Below are 20,953 nucleotides of genomic sequence, written 5' to 3'. Positions count from 1 at the left end.
CGAACCATGGCAAAAATGGCTTTGATCGAGCGCGAGCTCAAGCGAGACAAACTGGTCGCCAAGTACGCTGCGAAGCGCACGGAGCTGAAGGCAATCGCCAACGATTTCAAGAAGAGCGACGAAGAGCGCGCGGCTGCCCGCCTGGCGCTGCAGAAGCTCCCCCGCAACGCGAACCCGACCCGCCAGCGCAACCGCTGCGCGATCACGGGCCGTCCGCGTGGCACGTTCAAGCAGTTCGGTCTGGCACGCGCCAAGATCCGCGAGATGGCCTTCACCGGCGACATCCCGGGGATGATCAAGGCCAGCTGGTAACCGGCAGGAGAGACAGATATGAGCATGAGTGATCCCATTGCCGACCTGCTGACCCGCATCCGCAATGCGCAGATGGTGGCCAAGCCTACGGTGTCGGTTCCGTCTTCCAAAGTGAAGGTGGCCATTGCCCAAGTCCTGAAGGACGAGGGTTATATCGACGGCTTCCAGGTCAAGACCGAAGCCGGCAAGAGCGAACTTGAAATCGCCCTGAAGTACTACGCCGGCCGTCCGGTGATCGAGCGCATCGAGCGCGTGAGCCGTCCCGGCCTGCGCGTGTACAAGGGTGCGGGCGCCATCCCTCAGGTCCAAAACGGCCTGGGCGTGGCGATCGTCACGACGCCCAAGGGCGTGATGACCGACCGCAAGGCGCGCGCTACCGGTGTCGGTGGCGAAGTTCTTTGCTACGTCGCCTAAAGGGAAGGAACTAAAAATGTCCCGAGTCGGAAAAATGCCGGTCGCCGTCCCGCAAGGCGTGGATGTGCAGATCAAGGAAGACCAGATCAGTGTCAAGGGCACGGGCGGCGCGTTGTCGCTGACCCAGAACTCGCTGGTCAAGATCACGAGTGAAGGCGGCAAGCTGAGCTTTGCTCCTGCCAACGATTCCCGCGAAGCCAACGCCATGAGCGGCACCATGCGCCAGCTGGTGAACAACATGGTGCAGGGCGTGACCAAGGGCTTCGAAAAGAAGCTGACCCTGATCGGCGTGGGCTACAAGGCCCAGGCACAAGGTACCAAGCTGAACCTGACGGTGGGCTATTCGCACCCGGTCAACATGGAAATGCCTGCCGGCATCACCGTGGCCACCGCGACACCCACTGAAATCGTCGTCAAGGGCGCAGATCGCCAACGCGTTGGCCAGATCGCCGCCGAGATTCGTGCTGTTCGTCCGCCCGAGCCCTACAAGGGCAAGGGCATCCGCTACGCGGACGAGAAGATCACGATCAAAGAGACCAAGAAGAAGTAAGGGGCAGCACCATGTTGACCAAAAAAGAGCAACGACTGCGCCGTTCGCGCCAGACCCGCATCCGCATTGCAACGCAAGGCGTGGCGCGTCTGACCGTGAACCGCACCAATCTGCACATCTATGCCACCGTCATCTCCGAAGACGGCAGCAAGGTGCTGGCCACGGCCTCCACCGCACAAGCCGATCTGCGCAAGTCGCTCGGCGGCGCGGGCAAGGGCGCCAATGTCGCCGCAGCCCAGCAGGTGGGCAAGCTGATCGCCGAGAAGGCCAAGGCCGCCGGCGTCGAGAAGGTCGCTTTCGACCGCGCAGGTTTTGCGTACCACGGCCGCGTCAAGGCGCTGGCCGATGCCGCCCGCGAAGCCGGCCTGCAGTTCTAACGGACACGGAAAAACATCATGGCAAGAGTTCAAGCGAAAACCCAAGGTGACGGTCCCGAAGACGGGATGCGCGAGAAGATGATCGCGGTCAACCGCGTGACCAAGGTGGTGAAGGGCGGCCGTATCCTCGGTTTCGCCGCACTGACCGTGGTCGGCGACGGCGACGGCAAGGTCGGCATGGGCAAGGGCAAGTCGAAAGAAGTGCCGGCTGCCGTCCAGAAGGCCATGGAAGAGTCACGCCGCAACATGACCAAGGTGTCGCTCAAGAACGGCACCATCCACCACACGGTGTACGGCCAGCACGGCGCGGCCCGCATCATGATGTCGCCGGCGCCCCGCGGTACCGGCATCATCGCCGGCGGCCCGATGCGCGCTGTGTTCGAAGTCATGGGCATCACCGACATCGTGGCCAAGAGCCACGGTTCGACCAACCCCTACAACATGGTTCGCGCCACGTTCGACGCGCTTCGCAAGTCGACCACGCCCGCGAACGTCGCGGCCAAGCGCGGCAAGTCGGTCGAAGAGCTCTTCACCGCCTGACCCGGAGTATTCACATGGCAACCGAAACCAAAACCGTCAAGGTCCAGCTGGTCCGCAGCCCGATCGGCACCAAGCAATCGCACCGCGACACGGTGCGCGGCCTGGGCCTGCGCAAGCTGAACAGCGTGAGCGAACTGCAGGACACCCCGGCAGTGCGCGGCATGATCAACAAGATCGACTACCTGGTCAAGATCGTCTAGAGGTATCGAGATGGAACTCAATAACATCAAGCCCGCCGATGGCGCCAAGCACTACAAGCGCCGTGTCGGCCGTGGTATCGGCTCCGGCCTGGGCAAGACCGCGGGTCGCGGCCACAAGGGACAGAAGTCCCGTGCGGGCGGCTACCACAAGGTTGGCTTCGAAGGCGGCCAGATGCCGCTGCAGCGTCGCCTGCCCAAGCGTGGCTTCAAGTCGCAAACGGCCAAGTTCAACGCCGAAGTCACGCTGGCTGCTCTCGAGCGCCTCGGCGCGGCCGAGGTGGACCTGCTGTCCCTGAAGCAAGCCGGCCTCATCGGCGAGATGATCAAGAACGTCAAGGTCATCAAGTCCGGCGAGTTGAAGAAGGCCGTCAAGGTGACGGGCATTCTCGCGACCGCGGGTGCCAAGGCTGCCATCGAGGCGGCCGGCGGCAGCGTGGTCTGATTGGCTGAATTGAAGGATACCGACAGTGGCAACTAGCGCTCAAATTGCGAAGACCGGCAAGTACGGCGACCTGCGTCGCCGGCTGGTCTTCCTGTTGCTTGCGCTGGTGGTTTACCGCGTCGGCGCGCACATTCCTGTACCCGGTATCAACCCGGACCAGCTCGCAGAGCTGTTCAAGGGCCAGCAGGGCGGCATCCTGAGCCTGTTCAACATGTTCTCGGGCGGCGCGCTGTCGCGCTTCACGGTGTTCGCGCTGGGCATCATGCCGTACATCTCGGCCTCGATCATCATGCAGCTGCTCACCTACGTCGTGCCGACGTTCGAGCAGCTGAAGAAAGAGGGCGAAGCCGGCCGCCGCAAGATCACGCAGTACACCCGTTATGGCACGCTCGGCCTGGCACTGTTCCAGTCGCTCGGCATCGCGATGGCGCTCGAGGGCTCGGCCGGTTTGGTGATGAGCCCGGGTCTGGGCTTCCGCCTCACGGCGGTGATCAGCCTGACGGCCGGCACGATGTTCCTGATGTGGCTCGGTGAGCAGATCACGGAGCGCGGCCTGGGCAACGGCATCTCGATCCTGATCTTCGCGGGTATTGCGGCGGGGCTTCCCAGCGCAATCGGCGGGTTGCTGGAGCTGGTGCGAACCGGCGCCATGAGCATCCTGGTCGCCGTTCTGATCGTCGCGCTGGTGGGTCTGGTGACCTATTTCGTGGTGTTCGTCGAACGCGGCCAGCGCAAGATCCTCGTGAACTACGCGCGCCGGCAGGTGGGCAACAAGGTCTATGGCGGCCAGTCCTCGCACCTGCCGCTGAAGCTGAACATGGCCGGCGTGATCCCGCCGATCTTTGCGTCGTCGATCATCCTGCTGCCTGCCACGGTGGTTAGCTGGTTCGCGACGGGTGACAGCCTGCGCTGGCTCAAGGACATTGCCGCGACGCTTTCGCCTGGCCAGCCGATCTATGTGATGCTGTATGCCAGCGCGATCGTGTTCTTCTGCTTCTTCTATACGGCCCTGGTGTTCAACAGCCGCGAGACCGCAGACAACCTGAAGAAGAGCGGCGCGTTCATTCCGGGTATCCGCCCGGGCGAGCAGACGGCCCGCTATATCGACAAGATCCTGGTCCGGCTGACGCTGGCCGGCGCGGTGTACATCACCTTCGTCTGCCTGTTGCCCGAGTTCCTGATCCTGAAGTACAACGTGCCGTTCTATTTCGGCGGCACCTCCCTGTTGATCATCGTGGTCGTGACGATGGACTTCATGGCGCAGGTACAGAATTATTTGATGTCGCAGCAATATGAGTCGCTGCTGAAGAAAGCCAATTTCAAGACCTCACTGGGCGGCTGAAGAACAATGTCGAAAGACGATGTCATCCAGATGCAGGGTGAGGTTGTGGAGAACCTGCCGAACGCGACGTTTCGCGTGAAGCTTGAAAACGGGCACGTAGTGCTCGGACATATATCGGGAAAGATGCGGATGCACTACATCCGGATCCTCCCTGGTGACAAGGTCACCGTTGAGTTGACGCCCTACGACTTGTCGCGGGCACGGATCGTGTTCCGCGCGAAGTAAGCGCACAGACTGAATTTAGGAGAGTAGCAATGAGAGTTTCGGCTTCGGTCAAGAAAATTTGCCGCAACTGCAAGATCATCCGTCGCAAGGGCATTGTTCGCGTGATCTGCACGGATCCGCGCCACAAGCAGCGCCAGGGTTGATTAGAGAGTTATAGGAAAGACGCACATGGCACGTATCGCTGGCATCAACATTCCGCCGCATCAGCACGCCGAAATCGGCCTGACGGCTATCTTCGGCATCGGCCGAACCCGCGCTCGCAAGATTTGCGAAGCCACGGGCATTCCGTATTCCAAGAAGGTGAAGGACCTGACGGATAGCGATCTCGAAAAGATCCGCGACTCCATCGCCCAGTTCACCATCGAGGGCGACCTGCGCCGCGAGACGACCATGAACATCAAGCGTTTGATGGACATCGGTTGCTACCGTGGCTTCCGCCATCGCCGCGGCCTGCCGATGCGCGGCCAACGCACGCGCACCAACGCACGCACCCGCAAGGGTCCGCGCAAGGCCGCTCAGGCCCTCAAGAAATAATCGGGAAAGAGATAAGTCATGGCAAAAGCTCCCGCCAATAACGCAGCGCAGCGCGTGCGCAAGAAGGTTCGCAAGAACGTGTCCGACGGCGTCTGCCACGTTCACGCGTCCTTCAACAACACGATCATCACGATCACCGACCGCCAGGGCAATGCCCTGTCGTGGGCGTCCTCGGGCGGCCAGGGCTTCAAGGGCTCGCGCAAATCGACGCCCTTCGCAGCCCAGGTGGCTTCGGAAGTCGCCGGCCGCGCCGCGATCGAGCAAGGCATCAAGAACCTCGACGTCGAGATCAAGGGCCCCGGCCCCGGTCGCGAGTCGTCGGTGCGTGCACTGGCCGCGCTGGGCATCCGCATCACGTCGATCGCCGACGTGACCCCGGTTCCCCACAACGGCTGCCGCCCTCAAAAGCGTCGTCGTATTTAATTTTTAACCAAAGCCCACCGCCATCGGCCCAGGCTGATGGCTCCCGCGGTGACAACATTGTTGCCGGCCGCGGCAGATGATGAAAAGGAAGCAAAGTGGCACGTTACCTCGGCCCCAAGGCCAAACTCTCCCGCCGTGAAGGCACCGACCTTTTCCTGAAGAGCGCCCGCCGCTCGATCCAGGACAAGGCCAAATTCGACTCCAAGCCCGGCCAGCATGGCCGCACTTCCGGCCAGCGCACGTCCGATTTCGGCCTGCAGCTGCGCGAGAAGCAGAAGGTCAAGCGCATGTACGGCATCCTGGAGCGCCAGTTCCGCCGTTACTTCGAAGAAGCCGATCGCCGCAAGGGCAACACCGGCGCCAACCTGCTGTTCATCCTCGAGTCCCGCCTGGACAACGTGGTGTATCGCATGGGTTTCGGCTCCACGCGTGCCGAAGCGCGGCAGCTGGTGTCGCACAAGGCCGTCACGGTGAATGGCAACCCAGTGAACATCCCGTCGTACCTGGTCAAGACCGGCGACGTGATTGCCATCCGCGACAAGTCCAAGAAGCAGAACCGTGTCGTCGAGGCCCTGCAATTGGCCCAGCAAGTCGGCTTGCCCGCTTGGGTCGAAGTGAATGCCGACAAGGCCGAAGGCGTCTTCAAGAAGGTGCCGGACCGCGACGAATTCGCGGCCGACATCAAGGAAGCGCTGATCGTGGAACTGTACTCGCGTTAAGCGAGTACAGAAGGAGAAAACGAGGCCGCTGTGCGGCCTCGTACTCGTAGTTTTTCGTTCCTTGCGCGTGGGGCACCGCGCGCAGGGCACTTCACCAGCCTTACCGGTGTAACGAGCCGGGGGTATTGAGAGGAAGTCCTGCATGCAAACCAACCTGCTGAAACCCAAAGCCATCAATGTGGAACAGCTTGGCACCAACCGTGCCAAGGTGACGCTGGAGCCGTTCGAGCGCGGCTACGGCCATACCCTGGGCAACGCACTGCGCCGGGTCCTGTTGTCCTCGATGGTGGGTTATGCGGCAACGGAAGTCACCATCGCCGGTGTCTTGCACGAGTATTCGTCGATCGACGGCGTCCAGGAAGACGTCGTCAGCATCCTGCTGAACCTCAAGGGCGTGGTCTTCAAGCTGCACAACCGCGATGAAGTCACCTTGTCGCTGCGCAAGGATGGCGAAGGCGTCGTCACGGCTGCCGACATCCAGACCCCGCACGACGTCGAGATCATCAACCCCGACCACGTGATCGCCCATCTGTCGCAAGGCGGCAAGATCGACATGCAGATCAAGGTCGAGAAGGGCCGCGGCTATGTGCCCGGCACGATGCGCCGCTATGCGGACGAGCCGACGAAGTCGATCGGCCGCATCGTCCTCGATGCCTCGTTCTCGCCGGTCAAGCGCGTCAGCTACACGGTCGAAAGCGCTCGTGTCGAGCAGCGCACCGACCTGGACAAGCTGGTGGTCGAGATCGAAACCAACGGCGCGATCACGGCGGAAGACGCGGTCCGCGCCTCGGCCAAGATCCTCGTCGAGCAGCTCGCCGTGTTTGCGCAGCTGGAAGGCAGCGAGCTGGCTGCGTTCGACGCCCCGGTTCAGCGCAGCTCGCAGCAGTTCGATCCGATCCTGTTGCGCCCTGTCGACGAGCTCGAGCTCACCGTGCGTTCGGCCAACTGCCTGAAGGCCGAGAACATTTATTACATCGGTGACCTGATCCAGCGCACCGAGAACGAGCTGCTCAAGACCCCGAACCTGGGCCGCAAGTCGCTCAACGAAATCAAGGAAGTTCTTGCCTCGCGTGGCCTCACGCTCGGCATGAAGCTCGAGAGCTGGCCGCCCGCCGGCCTGGACAAGCGTTAAGAGAGAAAGAGGCCGTCGTTTCGGCCTCGATGGTGAACTGGCAGTACCTGATCCGGCTGTCTTTTATTGATAAAGAAAGGAACACACCATGCGTCACGGCCACGGCCTTCGTAAACTCAACCGCACCAGCGAGCACCGCCTCGCGATGTTGCGCAACATGATGAACTCGCTGCTCCAGCACGAAGTCATCAAGACCACGGTCCCCAAGGCCAAGGAACTGCGCCGCGTCGTCGAGCCCATGATCACGCTGGCCAAGGAACCCACGGTGGCGAACCGCCGCCTGGCATTCGACCGCCTGCGCGACCGCGACATCGTGACCAAGTTGTTCGCTGAACTCGGCCCGCGTTACCAGACGCGCCCGGGTGGCTACACCCGCATCCTCAAGATGGGTTACCGCGTCGGCGACAACGCGCCGATGGCACTGGTCGAATTGGTCGACCGCCCTGAAATTGCTGAAGGCGAAGCCCCTACAGCCGAATAAGCGGGCGAGAGCCGCGTATAATTCAAACATCGACGCGCGATGGAGCAGCCTGGTAGCTCGTTGGGCTCATAACCCAAAGGTCGCAAGTTCAAATCTTGCTCGCGCAACCAACATGCTAGCGGTCTCCGCCAGCAGCAAACGCCCACTCAACAGTGGGCGTTTTTGTTTGTACTTTGTGGTTTGCGCAATAGGGTGTGGATGCGCGGAACGGGCGCGAGATCGAGCGCCGTGAGATCGTAGATCGCAAGCGTCACATCGCTGCCCATTGCACGATTGCAAGTGGTGGATGTGGTGAAGAAAAAATGGTGCGGCTGGCGGGGATCGAACCCACGACCCTTGGCTTCGGAGGCCAATACTCTATCCACTGAGCTACAGCCGCAATTAAAGTGCGAGCGCGCATTATCCCTGATGCTTGAGGTGTCCACGCCACACACGATGCGCTTAGGGTTAGCCCCGACCCGCCAGCTATAATCAAAGGTTGATTTAAACGCCCCGCCTAATTTGAGGACGCCATGAGCGACAGCACGCAGGAAGAAGCCCACACCGGCCCGATCAAGACCCCGAAACAACTGCTGCTCGCGGTTTTTTTCTCTTTCGTCATTCCTGTGTTCGCCATCATCGGCCTCGTGGCCTATGTGGTGAACGAAAACAAGCCGGCCGGCAGCAGGCAGGCTGAGAGCCACGCCCTCGGCGGCGTGACCGCACAGGATCTCGACAAAGGCGTGGCCGAACGCATCCGCAAGGTCGGCATGGTCGAGATTCGCGACGCCAACCGGCCGCTCAAGAGCGGCGAGGAAGTGTTCAAGGCCCAATGCACAGCGTGCCACATGCCTGGCGCCGCCGGCGCGCCGAAGGTGGGAGACGCCGCGGCCTGGGGCGCACGCATCCGCACTGGCTTCGACGCGCTGGTCACTTCCGCGCTGAAGGGCAAGGGCGCCATGCCTGCACAAAGCGGTGGCGATTTCAACGACGTCGAGATCGCGCGTGCAGTGGCCTATCTGGCCAACACAGGCGGTGCCAAATTCGCCGAGCCCAAGGCTCCGGCTGCTGCAGCGCCGACGGCCGCCGCATCCGGCGCCGCTGTGGTGCAGACGGCTGCGGCAGCAGCAGCGGCCCCGGCTCCTGTCACGCCTGCCCCTGCAGCCGCAGCTGCACCCCAAACGGTCGCAGCCGCTGGTGGCTCTGGCGAGGCACTGTACAAGCAAGCCTGCATGGCCTGCCACGCTGCTGGCGTTGCCAACGCTCCGAAGCTGGGCGACAAAGCCGCCTGGGCACCCCGCGTCAAGCAGGGCATGCCGGTGCTGGTACAAAGCGTCCTCAAGGGCAAGGGCGCGATGCCACCCAAGGGCGGCAGCAGCGCGTCCGAACCCGAGCTGCGGGCGGCGGTCGAATACATGGTGAACAGCGCCAAATAAGCCTCGCGCTCCAATGTCAAAAAGGGCCGGTCGCTGATCGGCCCTTTTTCGTTCAGGTGCGCTGCGCGGCCGGCCGCAACGCAGCAGGGCTGCACACATACCCAAACCGCTCCGGCAGCTCGGCGGACGGCATCTCCTGCGGTGTCCAGCGCCCTTGTTCGATGGCGTCGGCGGCCTGCATGACGTCCAGCGTGTGGACGAGTCCGAAGCCCAGGTCGCAGTCCAGGTAAAGCCGTCCCAGTTCGTCGACAAGGCAGCGGCGCGCATTGGCGCCCTGGCCGGTGTGGGAAGTCACTTCGTGCGCGGCGTCCAGGCGCCACACGAGGGGCGTCAGTTCAAGTTCAACGTAGACGCGTTGCGGCCCGTTCTGAAAGAACCACTGGCCCTGGGCGTCGTGGTCGTAATTGCGATGAATGAAATCGACCAGCTTTTCGTGGCGCAGCAGCGAACCCTTGTTCTGCGGGAAGGGCCCCGCCGCCTGTATGCGATCGTCGCGCATATACCAGTTGCCCCGTGCATCCAGCCCGAGCCAGCCGTAGCAGTGGGGGACATTGGGCCATTTGGCGATGGCCTGGCGAACGATGTCATCCATGGTCAGGGATTATCCGCCGCGCACCAACTCAGCCGCACAAAGAAAAAGGCGCCGCAACAGCGGCGCCTTGTGAGCGGCGTCTCGTGGTACGCCTGATTCGAATCTAATTCGTATTCTGGGGTTGTCTCCTCGGTCCCTCGCCCTCGCGGACTTTTAACGCCCGCTTGCGAGTGGACGGACTCTAGCGTTCGCACCCCCGTAGTGCATCAGGACTTTCCCGCCCCGCTCCCGCCACCTGAACCGCGGCTTGGCGAGCGTTCGTGGTGCAAACGGTAAGCATGCGTACCATGTGGCACGACTTATGCGAAAGCACCTCCGTTGGGCAAACTTATCAAAGGACAAGAGCCATGAGGGAAATTGCGCGTCGTGCATTGAGCCGTGGGGTCCTTATAGCCGGGTTGACGTTGGGCGCATCGCTCGCGTGGGCGCAAGCGCCTGTCGCGGGCACCGAGCCGGCACCGGGCGCTGCCGCCGTGGCAGCCACGGCGGCCCTCCAATCGGCAGTGTCGGACGCCAAGCCCGCGCAGCCCCCGGCCGCCCCAGCACCCCTCACACGGCCTGGCCTAGTGGCGCAAGACACGTTGAACGCCGCAGATACGGCCTGGATGATGACGTCCACCGCTTTGGTGCTGCTGATGACTCTGCCGGGCATCGCGCTGTTCTATGCCGGGATGGTGCGCAAGAAGAGCGTGATCAACACGATGGCGTGCGTGGTGGCCATCGCCGCGATGATCAGCCTGCTGTGGTTCGCGGTCGGCTATTCGTGGGCCTTCACGCCGGGCAACAGCTTGCTGGGCAACGGCAGCCGCCTGTGGTTCGAGGGACTGGACTACCTGAAGGAGCCGGGCAAGGTGATGGTCAGCCACATCGCCCCCAACATCCCTGAATCCGTCTACGCCATGTACCAGCTCACGTTTGCCATCATCACGGCGGCGTTGGTCGTGGGCGCCTTCGTCGAGCGGATGAAGTTCTCCGCCATGCTGTGGTTCATCGGCATGTGGTCGCTGCTCGTGTACGCGCCGATCGCGCACTGGGTCTGGGAGCCGGGCGGCTGGCTGGCCCGGCTCGGCGCCCTTGATTTTGCGGGTGGCTCCGTGGTGCACATCAACGCCGGAGTGTCCGGACTGGTTTGCGCGTACTTCCTGGGTCCGCGCCGCGGCTACGGGCGCGAAGCCTTCGAACCCTTCAACCTGGGCCTCACGATGGCCGGCGCGGGCATGCTGTGGGTGGGCTGGTTCGGCTTCAACGCCGGTTCGGCCGTGGCAGCGGACGGCCGCGCCGGGCTGGCGATGGCGGTCACACACATCGCCGCCGCCGCGGGTGCCATGGCCTGGATGTTCGGCGAATGGATCATCCGCGGCCGGCCTTCGCTGCTGGGCCTGTGCTCCGGGCTCGTTGCGGGCCTGGTGGCCATCACGCCCGCAGCCGGTTTCGTCACGCCGCGCTCGGCGCTGCTGATCGGCACGCTCGCCGGCCTGGCCTGCTACTGGGGCGCCACCGCGCTCAAGCGGCTGCTGCGCGCCGACGATTCGCTGGATGTCTTCGGCGTGCACGGTATCGGCGGCATCGTCGGCGCGCTGCTCACAGGCCTGCTCGCCAGCAAGCCGATCTCGGGCGTCGAAGGCAGCATCGTCACCCAGGCCATCGCGGTGCTGGCGGTGAGCGCGTACAGCCTGGTGATGAGCGCCGTGCTGCTGTTGGTCACCAAGCTCATCGTCGGCCTGCGGGTGGACGAACAAACCGAGTTGACCGGGCTGGACATCGCGCAGCACCGCGAGCGGCTGTCCAGTTAGCGAATGTCCCCAACGGAGGTCCCCATGCTCGTCAGCCAGAAACTCGCTATCGCCGCCCACCTGCATGTGATGCTGCGGCGCAAGACCGGCCGCGTGACCGACACCGAATGGATGGCGGGGAATCTCGAATATGCGCTCGAGGTCGTTCGCTTCGCCCGGGCCAAGGCGCTGGAAGACGGTCACGCCGAGCTGACGGAGTGGGCGGACAAGCTGGAGCGCGCGGTGCTGGAGCCGACGCCCGCGCAGCGCGTGCCGCTGGCGCAGACGGCGGCGCACCTGCTGAAGGACCGGAGTGCGGCCGCATCCGTGACGTCGCACGCGGTGCATGCCCCTGCCAGCGAGTTCAGCCACTCGGTCATGCCGGAAACCGGTTTTGCCGACTCCGTCCTGGAACCCGGAAAGACACCCCGACCGCGCGATCCGAATGTGCCGCGCTACGTCGGCGGCATCCGCTAGCGTTAACAGGCCCTAGGCGCGCGCGGCGTCGCGCAGGATCCACTCCGCGGCCTTCTCCGCCATCATCAGGGTGGGTGAGTTGGTATTGCCGCTGGTGATCGTGGGCATGGCGCCCGCGTCCACCACGCGCAGGGCCGTGATCCCACGCACCCGCAATTGGGAGTCGAGCACCGCCATGGGATCGTCGTCGCGCCCCATTTTGGTGGTGCCCACCGGATGGAAGATGGTGGTGGCGATGTCGCCCGCCAGCCGGGCCAGTTCGTCGTCGCTCTGGAACTGCAGGCCGGGTTTCCATTCTTCCGGCTGGTACTTCGCCAGTGCGGGCTGCGACACGATGCGGCGCGTGACGCGCAATGAATCCGCGGCGATCTTGCGATCTTCAGGCGTGCTCAGGTAGTTGGGCGCGATCGCCGGCGCATCCTCGAACTTGTTCGAGCGGATGCGCACGCTGCCACGGCTGGTCGGGTTCAGGTTGCAGACGCTGGCCGTGAACGCATTGAAGCTGTGCAGCGGCTCGCCGAAAGCATCCAGGCTGAGAGGCTGGACGTGGTATTCGATGTTGGGATAGGGCTGGTCGGGCGAACTGCGCGTGAAGGCGCCCAGCTGCGACGGCGCCATGCTCATCGGCCCGCTGCGCTTGAGCGCGTACTCCAGGCCGATCTTCATCTTGCCCCACCAGCTGTTGGCCAGTGTGTTGAGCGTGGTGACGCCGTCGACCTTGAACACCGCGCGGATCTGCAGGTGGTCCTGCAGGTTTTCGCCCACCCCGGGCGAATCGTGCACCACAGCGATGCCGCGCTGCGCCAGCAAACCAGCGGGGCCAATCCCGGACAACTGCAGGATCTGCGGCGACCCGATGCTACCCGCGCACAGAAGAACCTCCTCGGTGGCCGTCACGGTCGCCATCTCGTTGCCCGTCCACACCCGTGCACCGGTGCACCGTTTGCTGCCGTCGGCTTGCGTTTCGATGACGAGGCGGCTCACCTGCGCGCTGGTCCACATCTCGAAGTTGGGGCGGCCGTAGCAGGTAGGCCGCAGAAAGGCCTTGGCCGTGTTCCAGCGCCAGCCCGCTTTCTGGTTGACCTGGAAATAGCCCACGCCTTCGTTGTCGCCGCGGTTGAAGTCCTCGCTGTGGGGCACGCCGGCCTCCTGCGCCGCTTGGGCGAATGCGTCGAGGATGTCCCAGCGCAGGCGCTGCCGCTCGACGCGCCATTCGCCGCCCGCACCGTGCGCGGCATCGGCGCCCTTGTAATAGTCCTCGTGCTTCTTGAACGCGGGCAGGCAGTTACTCCACGTCCAGTTGGCGTCGCCTGTGGCCTGCGCCCAGCTGTCGTAGTCGCGCGCCTGGCCGCGCATGTAGATCATGCCGTTGATGCTGGAGCAGCCGCCCAGCGTCTTGCCGCGCGGGTAGCGCAACTGGCGGCCATTCAGTCCCGCGTCCGCCTCGGTGTTGTACAGCCAGTCGGTGCGCGCATTGCCGATGCAATACAGGTAGCCCACCGGAATATGGATCCAGTGGTAGTCGTCCTTGCGCCCCGCTTCGAGCAGCAGCACCCGCTTGGACGGATCCTTGGAAAGCCGGTTGGCCAGCAGGCAGCCGGCCGTGCCGGCGCCGATGATCACGTAGTCGAAGGTGGTGTCACTCATCGGCGGAGCTTACTGCGCTGGCTATCCACGAAACTTACTTGGCTGTGGGCATGACGAATTCGGCGCCTTTGCCAATGCTTTCCGGCCAGCGCTGCATGATGGATTTCTGCTTGGTGTAGAACCGCACGCCTTCCTCGCCGTAGGCATGCATGTCGCCGAACAGGCTCTTCTTCCAGCCGCCAAAGCCGTGCCAGGCCATGGGCACCGGGATCGGCACGTTGATGCCGACCATGCCGACCTGCACGCGCCGCGAGAACTCGCGCGCCACGTTGCCGTCACGCGTGAAGCACGAGACGCCGTTGCCGTACTCGTGCGAATTGACCAACTCTGTCGCCGCGGCCAGGTCCTTCACGCGCACGCAGCCCAGCACCGGGCCGAAGATTTCTTCCTTGTAGATCTTCATGTCGGGCGTGACGTTGTCGAAAAGCGTGCCGCCGATCCAGAACCCGTTGTCGCATCCGGCACCTGCCTTGGCCGCCTGGAACTTGCGGCCGTCGACGACCAGCTTGGCGCCTTCGGTTTCGCCGTGGCCGATGTAGCCGGCGATACGGCTGGCCGCCGCCGCGCTGACGATGGGACCCATCTCAGCGTCGAGTTCGACGCCATTCTTGATCTTGAGTTGCTCGGTGCGCTCGGCGAGCATCGGCAAGATCTTGTCGGCCGCTTCACCCACCAGCACGGCCAGCGAGATCGCCATGCAACGCTCGCCAGCGGAGCCGAAGGCCGAGCCGATCAGCGCATCGACGGCCTGCTCCATGTCGGCGTCCGGCATCACGACCATGTGGTTCTTGGCGCCGCCCAGCGCCTGCACCCGCTTGCCGTGGCGCGCGCCGGTCTCGTAGATCTTCTGCGCGATTGTGGTGGAGCCGACGAAGGAGATCGCCTTCACGTCGGGGTGTTCCAGCAACGCATCCACCGCGTCCTTGTCGCCCTGCACGACGTTGAAGACGCCGTCGGGCAGGCCCGCTTCTTTCAGCAGCCGGGCCATCATGAGCGACGCCGACGGATCGAGCGGGCTGGGCTTCAGGATGAAGGTGTTGCCGGCCGCGATCGCCACGGGATACATCCACATCGGCACCATCACCGGGAAGTTGAACGGCGTGATGCCGGCCACCACGCCCAACGGCTGGCGCATCGTCCAGTTGTCGATGCCGGTGGAGACCTGGTCGGTGTAGTCGCCCTTGAGCAGTTGCGGGATGCCGCAGGCGAACTCGACGATGTCGATGCCGCGAGTGACTTCACCCTGCGCGTCCGTGAACACCTTGCCGTGTTCGGCGGTGATGGCGTGCGCCAGCTCGTCGCGATGGCGGTTGAGCAGTTCCAGGAACTTGAACATCACGCGCGCACGCCGGATCGGCGGCGTGTCGGCCCAAGCCGGGAAGGCGGCTTGGGCAGATGCGACGGCCGCAGCGACCTCGGCATTGTTGGCCAGTGCGACCTGGCCGGAAACAGCGCCGGTGGCCGGGTTGAAGACATCGGCTCGGCGGCCGCTCTGGCCGGGCACCACGCGCCCGCCAATCCAATGTTCGATCGAGGCGGTGGTGGCGTTGGAAAGGGTCTTGTCCGGGGCGTTCATGCGGGGCTTTCGATAGGGGAACAACGGAGCGCCAGTCTATGCCTCGCCGGGGGCTTTGAAAATAGCGGTTTCTTGACTACATTGTTCAATTAACTGAACAACAAGAGTCTCATGAGCACCCTCGCCGCACCGGTCTTTTCCGATCTCCACCTGCTCACCGTGCTGGCGCAGACGCGAAGCTACACCCAGGCGGCGAGGCGACTGGGCGTGTCCAAGGCGTCGGTCAGCATGCGCATTGCCGAGCTGGAACGCGCAGCGGGCGTCCCGCTGGTTCGCCGCACCACGCGCTCGGTCGGCCTGACGGAGGCCGGCCAGCTGCTGGTCGACGAGACACAAGGCGCTTTCACCCGGATCGAGCAAAGCTTCGCGGGGATCAAGGATTCGGCGGGCAGACCGCGCGGCCTGGTGCGCGTCACGGCGCCCGTGGCCCTGGGGCGGCAGCACATCGCGCCCGCGCTTCCCGCGCTGCTGCGGCAGTACCCGGAAATTCGCCTCGAGCTCGACCTCAGCGACCGCTTCGTCAACCTGGCCCAGGAGGGCTTCGACCTGGCCGTGCGCCACACCCAGTCGCCGCCGGAAACCCATGTCGCCTGGCGCCTCTGCGGCTCGCGCTCGCTGTTGGTGGCGAGTGCGGCCTACCTGCGCATGCACGGCAAGCCGTCCCACCCATCCGAACTGTCGGGCCACGCGTGCCTGGCCTACCTGCGCGACGGCGGTAGCCAGAGCTGGTCGTTCGAGAAGGAGGGCGGCCGCAAGCCCGAGCGCGTGGCGGTTTCGGTCAGCGGGCCGCTTCGTGCCAACAACAGCGAGGTGTTGCGGGACGCTGTGCTGGCTGGGGTGGGGATCGGCTTGCTGCCGGACTTCAGTGCGGCGGGACATCTGGGTGCGCGTGAGCTGGTACCGCTGTTGCCCGGGTGGCGTCCGCTGGGCTTTTTCGGAGAGGCGATCTACGCGATCAGGCCGTGGTCGGCTCAGGTGCCGCGCGCGGTGCAGTGCGTGGTGGACCACCTGCGCAGCCAGATGGAAAAGGGATTCCAATGAAAGCGCAACCGAAGCCCGGAGTCCTCGTGCGGGTCGAGCCGGACCCAACCTGGCTCTGCCATAGGCGCATCGTCGCTCAGCCCTGATCCGCAAGCCACTGCGGCGGCACACGCACTGGCATCGTCAAGAGGATCTGCCCCATCCCCTTGCCCAATGGGTCATTGCGCAGTGACGCCATACCGCCGCCGTCGAGCGCCCGGGTGCACAGGAAATTCATCGCGTGGATGCCGGGCACATCGAAGCGCGTGACTGTCCCATGCACCAGGTGAGCGAGCCATTGCGCGACGCGCTCCTCGGTGAGCTGCTCGCGCAACAACGGCAGCCACTCGGGCTTGCGCGCGATGATGCCGATGTTGGAGCTGTCGCCCTTGTCGCCACTGCGGCCCCAGGCCAGGCGGACAAGAGGGACTTTGGCGAAAGGCCCGTCGATGGGCGTCGCCGGCGGAATGCTTGCGGTGGAAGCTGGAGGCACAACCGGCTGACCCGAAGGCACTTCAACCGGAAGAACTTCGTCGCCGATCACCACCCGCAGTGCCAGCCGCGCCTTGTCCAGGAGAAAGGCGAATTGCTTGATCGCCGGTGCGGGCCGCGGCCGCCCGTCGGCGCCGGTCGTGCCCGGAGCCCATGAGGTGCCCGCCGGGGCGATCTCGCGTGCGAAGATTTCAAGCGCTGCCTTCTGGGGATGCATCACCGCGACGCGGAGCACGGCTTCGCGCACGTGCGCCGTTCTTGCGTGCGGGCCGAAGTTGCCTTGCTCCGAGCCCAGCACTTCGATGAGCGTTCGGCTGAAGTCGGCCAAGCCGTTCTGCGCGAACAATTCGCGCGAGCGTTCGAGAATTGCCTCGCCGGTGCGCTGTGCCTTGCGGGCGGCGTCAACGCCGACGACGGTGAGCTGCGCGCTGCATCGGAATCCGTCCACGTACGTCGACGACACCTTGTAGGCCGGCCCGGGCGCGATGCCGTGCGCACCTTGCACCCGCACACGATGCTCGCCCACCTGTTCCAGCCGGACTTGGGAGAAGTCGCAGGTGACGTCCGGCAGCAGGTAGCGCCGAGGGTCGCCGATCTCGTAGAGCATCTGCTCGGCGATCACTGCGGTGGTCACCAGCCCGCCGGTGCCCGGTGGTTTGGTGGCGACGAAGCTGCCGTTGGCATGGCATTCGAGGATGGGATAGCCGATGTGGGCCCAGTCAGGCACCGACTCCCAATCCGTATGCAGGCCGCCGGTGGCCTGGCAGCCGCACTCGATGATGTGCCCGGCCAGGCTGCCGCGCGCGAGCCGGTCGTAGTCGCGCGCGTCCCAGCCGAACTCGTGCATCAGCGCGCCCAGCGTCACGGCGCTGTCGACGCAACGGCCGGTGATGACGATCTGCGCCCCGGCATCGAGGGCCTGCTTGACCGGCAGCGCGCCCAGGTAGGCATTGGCGGTCAGCACCTTGGCGGGAAGGCTCGCGCCGCTTTGCAGTTCGGTGATGCCTTCTTCGCGCAGCTGCGGCACAAGCGGCATGGCGTCGTCGCCCTCGACCACCGCGACCTTGACGCTAAGGCCTTGCTCGGCTGCCAGCGCCGCGATGGCCTGTGCGCAAGCCTGCGGATTGACGCCGCCGGCGTTGCTGATGACGCGGATGCCTTGTGCCATCACGTCCTTGAGGATGGCCTTCATCGTGACCGTCACGAAATCGGTCGCATAGCCCAGCGCGGGCTCCTTGGCGCGCTGCGCGGCGAGGATGGACATGGTGAGCTCGGCCAGGTAGTCGAACACCAGGTAGTCGAGCTGGCCCAGTCTCACCAGCTGCGGCGCGCCGACGCTGCTGTCGCCCCAGAAGCCCGATGCGCCGCCGATGCGAACCACCTTGTCCGCCGTGTTGCCGGCCGTCATTTGCCCGTCCATTGCGGTTTGCGCTTTTGCTGGAAAGCCTGCTGGCCCTCCTTGGCATCCTCGGTCAGCGTGAACAGGGCGATCTGGCTTTCGGTGAAGGACACCGATTCCTCGAAGGCCATCGATTCGATTTTTTTCATGGTGTACAGGCCGCGGCGAATGGCGGCGGGCGACTTGTCCAGCAGGCGCTCCAGCAGCCAGTCGAGTTTGGCGTCCACATCGTCGTCGACGTAGTTCACCAGGCCGTATTCGAGCGCCTGCGCGGCCGTGAGCGGCTCGCCGGTCAGGCACATCTCGGCCAGCTTGCGGCGCGGGACCAGGTGCTGGAGCACCGACAGCACCTGCGCGGGGAACACGCCCACCTTCACTTCCGGCAGGCCGAACACCGCATGGCTGCCGGCCACAGCCATGTCGCACATCGAAAGCAGGCCCATGCCCCCGGCCATGCAGGCACCGTTGACGCGGGCAATCAGCGGCACCGTGCTGGCCTTGGCCTTGCGCAGCAGCAACGCCAGGGTGACGTAGGGTTCGGAGTAATCGGCGGTGAAGGCGTGGGCCGCCTGCAGATCCGCGCCCGCACAGAACGCCTTGGTGCCCGCACCGGTGATGACGATCGCCCGCAGCGAGCGGTCGGCTTGTGCCTCATCCAGGGCCTGGCCCATGCCAGCGAGCACACCGTGGCTCATCGCGTTCCGGCGCTCTTCGCGCTGGATGGTCAGCCGCAGCACGGCGCCATGCCGTTCGGCCAGCAATTCGGGGGTGGAGGTCTCGCTCATCCAGTTCCTTCTCGTTGCCGCTTTTATACGCCGTGGCGTGCGGCTGTTGTGTCACTGCCGCGCCAGGCGCCGGTGGGCGCACGTGCCGGGCACTCTGCAGTTAGGATGGCGGGTTACTCAGGAAGCCCCTCCCCTCATGCCGGATTTCACGCCTCGCATCGAGCAGCCGACTGCCGCGGATGGGGCGCGCCTGCATTTGCTGGGGCAATGGACCGCGGCGCAGTTCGCGCAGCCGAAGCTCCTCAAGTCCCTGCGAGCCCGCCTCGCCGCGACCTCCGCGCAGCAGGGCTGGGACCTGAGCGGCGCCGACCAGCTCGACCATGTGGGCGCGCAACTTCTGTGGGACCACTGGGGCCGGCAGTGGCCGCGGCAACTGGAGTTGCAGCCCGCGCAGCGCGCGGTGCTGGAACGTGTGGCCAGCTTTACCGTGGACCCGCCGCCTCGACGCAAGACGACCTGGCGAGGCCGCTACCTGGCGATGGGCGAGGCCGTGCTCTACGCGGGCGATCACCTCAAGTCCTTCGTACGGTTGATCGGCCAGCTGGCGTTGAACATCGGGCGGCTGGCGCGCGCTCCCCATGAAGGCCCCTGGCGCGACTTGTCGGGCCACCTGTACCGCATCGGCGCCACGGCGCTACCGATCACGGCGCTGGTGGGTTTCCTCATCGGCGTCGTGCTCGCCTATCTGACGTCGCAGCAATTGCGGCAGTTCGGTGCCGACGCTTTCATCGTGAACATCCTGGGCATCGCGTTGATCCGCGAATTGGGACCCATGCTGGCCGCCATCCTCATCGCGGGCCGGTCCGGCTCCGCGATCACGGCGCAGATCGGGGTGATGCGCGTCACCGACGAACTCGACGCCATGCGCGTGATGGGGATCTCGCACAGCTTCCGGTTGGTCATGCCGCGCGCGATGGCACTGGCGGTGGCGATGCCGCTCATCAGCGTCTGGACCACGCTGGCCGCGCTTGCGGGTGGCATGCTGGCGGCGGATATTTCGCTGGGCATCACGCCGACGTTTTTCATGAACGCGTTGCCGCAGGCGGTCAGCCCCGGCAACCTGGGCCTGGCGAGCGGCAAGTCAGTGGTGTTCGGCATCCTGATCGCGCTGATCGGCTGCCACTTCGGCTTGCGCGTCAAGCCCAACACGCAGAGCCTGGGCGAGGGCACGACGGCTTCCGTGGTCACGTCCATCACTGTCGTGATCCTCGTCGATGCGCTGTTCGCGGTGCTGTTCAAGGACGTGGGGATCTGACCCGTGGATTCGCACGCCGGCACTTCACCCGACCGCGGCGCGCCGATGGTGGACATCCGCAAGCTGTGGAGCGAGTTCACCACGCCGGAAAAGAAATTCGTCGTGCACCAGGACCTGGACCTCACCGTTCAGCGCGGCGAGGTGCTGTCGATCGTGGGCGGCTCGGGTACCGGCAAGACCGTGCTGCTGCGCCAGATCCTCGGCCTGGAAACGCCTGCCCGCGGCGACATCCTGGTGTTGGGCCAGCCGGTCGGCGGGCTGGGCCAGCGGGGCGCGGCCAGCCGCATCGGCATGCTGTTCCAGCACGGCGCGCTGTTCTCCGCATTCAGCGTGCTGGAGAACATCGCCTTTCCCCTGCGCGAACTCAAGACCCTGCCGCCGGCCCTCATCCGCGAGGCGGCGATGGTCAAGCTGCAGATGGTGGGCCTGAAGCCCGAAGACGCGGACAAGATGCCCTCCGACCTGTCCGGAGGCATGATCAAGCGCGCGGCGCTCGCACGGGCGCTGATCATGGACCCGCCGCTGCTCCTGCTCGACGAGCCGACAGCGGGGCTCGATCCGGAGAGCTCCGACGGCTTCGTCACGCTGCTGCGATCGCTGCACCGCGACCTGGAACTCACCGTCATCATGGTCACGCACGACCTGGACACCCTCTTCGAGCTGTCGACCCGCATCGCCGTGCTCGCCGATCGCAAGGTCATCGTCGCAGCTGCGCCGAAGGACGTGATTGCATTCCAGCACCCGTTCATCCACGATTTTTTCCTCGGCGAAAGGGGCCAGCGCGCCATGGAACTGCTGCGCGAGTACCCCTTTGCGATCTAGAAGCGTGTAA

At 64.7% G+C, this 20,953-nt stretch carries 26 protein-coding genes and 2 tRNA genes; 22 read left to right on the top strand and 6 right to left on the bottom strand.

Annotated features, from left to right (window positions below):
• Positions 1-6: 6 nt before the first annotated feature.
• From rpsN to EEB15_RS04805, 16 genes are all read left to right on the top strand, one after another.
• Entirely contained in the window at positions 7-312 is a 306-nt protein-coding gene (rpsN, locus tag EEB15_RS04880; RefSeq protein ID WP_141508395.1) for a 30S ribosomal protein S14, read from the top strand.
• 18 nt (positions 313-330) lie between these two features.
• Positions 331-726 (top strand): 30S ribosomal protein S8, encoded by a 396-nt coding sequence (gene rpsH / locus EEB15_RS04875; RefSeq protein ID WP_141508394.1) that lies wholly within the window; start codon positions 331-333, stop codon positions 724-726.
• Positions 727-742: 16 nt separating this feature from the next.
• Positions 743-1,276, top strand: coding sequence for a 50S ribosomal protein L6 (gene rplF / locus EEB15_RS04870; protein ID WP_141508393.1), 534 nt, complete (start codon positions 743-745; stop codon positions 1,274-1,276).
• Positions 1,277-1,287: 11 nt separating this feature from the next.
• A complete protein-coding gene (gene rplR / locus EEB15_RS04865; RefSeq protein ID WP_141508392.1) occupies positions 1,288-1,653 on the top strand; it encodes a 50S ribosomal protein L18 in 366 nt (121 codons plus the stop codon).
• An 18-nt stretch (positions 1,654-1,671) separates the two neighbouring features.
• Positions 1,672-2,193 (top strand): 30S ribosomal protein S5, encoded by a 522-nt coding sequence (rpsE, locus tag EEB15_RS04860; protein WP_141508391.1) that lies wholly within the window; start codon positions 1,672-1,674, stop codon positions 2,191-2,193.
• Between the two features lie 14 nt (positions 2,194-2,207).
• Positions 2,208-2,393: a 50S ribosomal protein L30 gene (gene rpmD / locus EEB15_RS04855; RefSeq protein WP_141508390.1), complete on the top strand. Its 186-nt coding sequence runs from the start codon at positions 2,208-2,210 to the stop codon at positions 2,391-2,393.
• 10 nt (positions 2,394-2,403) lie between these two features.
• A complete protein-coding gene (gene rplO, locus EEB15_RS04850; RefSeq protein ID WP_141508389.1) occupies positions 2,404-2,835 on the top strand; it encodes a 50S ribosomal protein L15 in 432 nt (143 codons plus the stop codon).
• A gap of 25 nt (positions 2,836-2,860) precedes the next feature.
• On the top strand, positions 2,861-4,177 hold the full coding sequence (gene secY, locus EEB15_RS04845) for a preprotein translocase subunit SecY (protein ID WP_141508388.1): 1,317 nt from the start codon (positions 2,861-2,863) through the stop codon (positions 4,175-4,177).
• 6 nt (positions 4,178-4,183) lie between these two features.
• A complete protein-coding gene (gene infA, locus EEB15_RS04840; protein ID WP_007869286.1) occupies positions 4,184-4,402 on the top strand; it encodes a translation initiation factor IF-1 in 219 nt (72 codons plus the stop codon).
• Positions 4,403-4,431: 29 nt separating this feature from the next.
• Entirely contained in the window at positions 4,432-4,545 is a 114-nt protein-coding gene (gene rpmJ / locus EEB15_RS04835; protein ID WP_141508387.1) for a 50S ribosomal protein L36, read from the top strand.
• A gap of 25 nt (positions 4,546-4,570) precedes the next feature.
• Positions 4,571-4,936, top strand: a complete 366-nt coding sequence (rpsM, locus tag EEB15_RS04830; protein ID WP_141508386.1) for a 30S ribosomal protein S13 — start codon at positions 4,571-4,573, stop codon at positions 4,934-4,936.
• A gap of 18 nt (positions 4,937-4,954) precedes the next feature.
• The gene (gene rpsK / locus EEB15_RS04825) at positions 4,955-5,359 is read left to right on the top strand and encodes a 30S ribosomal protein S11 (RefSeq protein ID WP_013902952.1); all 405 of its coding nucleotides are present in this window, start codon (positions 4,955-4,957) and stop codon (positions 5,357-5,359) included.
• A 95-nt stretch (positions 5,360-5,454) separates the two neighbouring features.
• Entirely contained in the window at positions 5,455-6,078 is a 624-nt protein-coding gene (gene rpsD / locus EEB15_RS04820; RefSeq protein WP_141508385.1) for a 30S ribosomal protein S4, read from the top strand.
• A gap of 142 nt (positions 6,079-6,220) precedes the next feature.
• Positions 6,221-7,210 carry a DNA-directed RNA polymerase subunit alpha gene (rpoA, locus tag EEB15_RS04815; protein WP_013902950.1) on the top strand — a complete coding sequence of 330 codons (990 nt, stop codon included), beginning with the start codon at positions 6,221-6,223 and terminating at the stop codon, positions 7,208-7,210.
• A gap of 88 nt (positions 7,211-7,298) precedes the next feature.
• Positions 7,299-7,691, top strand: coding sequence for a 50S ribosomal protein L17 (rplQ, locus tag EEB15_RS04810; RefSeq protein ID WP_141508384.1), 393 nt, complete (start codon positions 7,299-7,301; stop codon positions 7,689-7,691).
• A 33-nt stretch (positions 7,692-7,724) separates the two neighbouring features.
• Positions 7,725-7,801 (top strand) — tRNA-Met (locus EEB15_RS04805).
• 193 nt (positions 7,802-7,994) lie between these two features.
• Here the strand turns inward: EEB15_RS04805 and EEB15_RS04800 are convergent.
• A tRNA-Arg gene (locus tag EEB15_RS04800) sits at positions 7,995-8,070 on the bottom strand.
• A gap of 133 nt (positions 8,071-8,203) precedes the next feature.
• Here EEB15_RS04800 and EEB15_RS04795 point away from each other — a divergent pair.
• The gene (locus EEB15_RS04795; RefSeq protein WP_141508383.1) at positions 8,204-9,106 is read left to right on the top strand and encodes a cytochrome c5 family protein; all 903 of its coding nucleotides are present in this window, start codon (positions 8,204-8,206) and stop codon (positions 9,104-9,106) included.
• A 52-nt stretch (positions 9,107-9,158) separates the two neighbouring features.
• Here the strand turns inward: EEB15_RS04795 and EEB15_RS04790 are convergent, their stop codons facing one another.
• A complete protein-coding gene (locus tag EEB15_RS04790; protein WP_141508382.1) occupies positions 9,159-9,698 on the bottom strand; it encodes a DUF2946 family protein in 540 nt (179 codons plus the stop codon).
• A gap of 347 nt (positions 9,699-10,045) precedes the next feature.
• Between EEB15_RS04790 and EEB15_RS04785 the strand changes: the two genes are divergently transcribed.
• Together EEB15_RS04785 and EEB15_RS34565 are read left to right on the top strand one after the other, a co-directional pair.
• The gene (locus EEB15_RS04785; protein WP_141508381.1) at positions 10,046-11,491 is read left to right on the top strand and encodes an ammonium transporter; all 1,446 of its coding nucleotides are present in this window, start codon (positions 10,046-10,048) and stop codon (positions 11,489-11,491) included.
• A 24-nt stretch (positions 11,492-11,515) separates the two neighbouring features.
• Positions 11,516-11,947: a hypothetical protein gene (locus EEB15_RS34565; protein WP_370283358.1), complete on the top strand. Its 432-nt coding sequence runs from the start codon at positions 11,516-11,518 to the stop codon at positions 11,945-11,947.
• A gap of 12 nt (positions 11,948-11,959) precedes the next feature.
• On the opposite strand, the gene EEB15_RS04775 is transcribed toward EEB15_RS34565, so the two are convergent.
• Both EEB15_RS04775 and EEB15_RS04770 read right to left on the bottom strand, forming a co-directional pair.
• On the bottom strand, positions 11,960-13,594 hold the full coding sequence (locus EEB15_RS04775; RefSeq protein ID WP_141508380.1) for a GMC family oxidoreductase: 1,635 nt from the start codon (positions 13,592-13,594) through the stop codon (positions 11,960-11,962).
• Between the two features lie 34 nt (positions 13,595-13,628).
• Positions 13,629-15,170, bottom strand: a complete 1,542-nt coding sequence (locus EEB15_RS04770) for a CoA-acylating methylmalonate-semialdehyde dehydrogenase (protein ID WP_141508379.1) — start codon at positions 15,168-15,170, stop codon at positions 13,629-13,631.
• Between the two features lie 111 nt (positions 15,171-15,281).
• Between EEB15_RS04770 and EEB15_RS04765 the strand changes: the two genes are divergently transcribed.
• Positions 15,282-16,211 carry a LysR family transcriptional regulator gene (locus EEB15_RS04765; protein ID WP_141508378.1) on the top strand — a complete coding sequence of 310 codons (930 nt, stop codon included), beginning with the start codon at positions 15,282-15,284 and terminating at the stop codon, positions 16,209-16,211.
• A 76-nt stretch (positions 16,212-16,287) separates the two neighbouring features.
• On the opposite strand, the gene EEB15_RS04760 is transcribed toward EEB15_RS04765, so the two are convergent.
• Together EEB15_RS04760 and EEB15_RS04755 are read right to left on the bottom strand one after the other, a co-directional pair.
• Positions 16,288-18,090 carry an acyclic terpene utilization AtuA family protein gene (locus EEB15_RS04760; RefSeq protein WP_141508377.1) on the bottom strand — a complete coding sequence of 601 codons (1,803 nt, stop codon included), beginning with the start codon at positions 18,088-18,090 and terminating at the stop codon, positions 16,288-16,290.
• Positions 18,087-18,866 carry an enoyl-CoA hydratase/isomerase family protein gene (locus EEB15_RS04755; RefSeq protein WP_141508376.1) on the bottom strand — a complete coding sequence of 260 codons (780 nt, stop codon included), beginning with the start codon at positions 18,864-18,866 and terminating at the stop codon, positions 18,087-18,089. Before EEB15_RS04755 ends, EEB15_RS04760 begins: the two co-directional genes overlap by 4 nt.
• 136 nt (positions 18,867-19,002) lie before the next feature.
• On the opposite strand from EEB15_RS04755, the gene EEB15_RS04750 reads away from it, so the two are divergent.
• On the top strand, positions 19,003-20,121 hold the full coding sequence (locus EEB15_RS04750) for an ABC transporter permease (RefSeq protein WP_141508375.1): 1,119 nt from the start codon (positions 19,003-19,005) through the stop codon (positions 20,119-20,121).
• 45 nt (positions 20,122-20,166) lie between these two features.
• Positions 20,167-20,943, top strand: coding sequence for an ABC transporter ATP-binding protein (locus EEB15_RS04745; protein ID WP_141508619.1), 777 nt, complete (start codon positions 20,167-20,169; stop codon positions 20,941-20,943).
• The last annotated feature ends 10 nt before the right edge of the window (positions 20,944-20,953 follow it).

Origin of the sequence: Ramlibacter sp. WS9, from assembly GCF_003797765.1 — a bacterium.
Lineage (GTDB): Bacteria > Pseudomonadota > Gammaproteobacteria > Burkholderiales > Burkholderiaceae_C > Ramlibacter.
The sequence above is the reverse complement of the archived record's forward strand: the minus strand, read 5'-3'. Positions and strand labels throughout refer to the sequence as shown.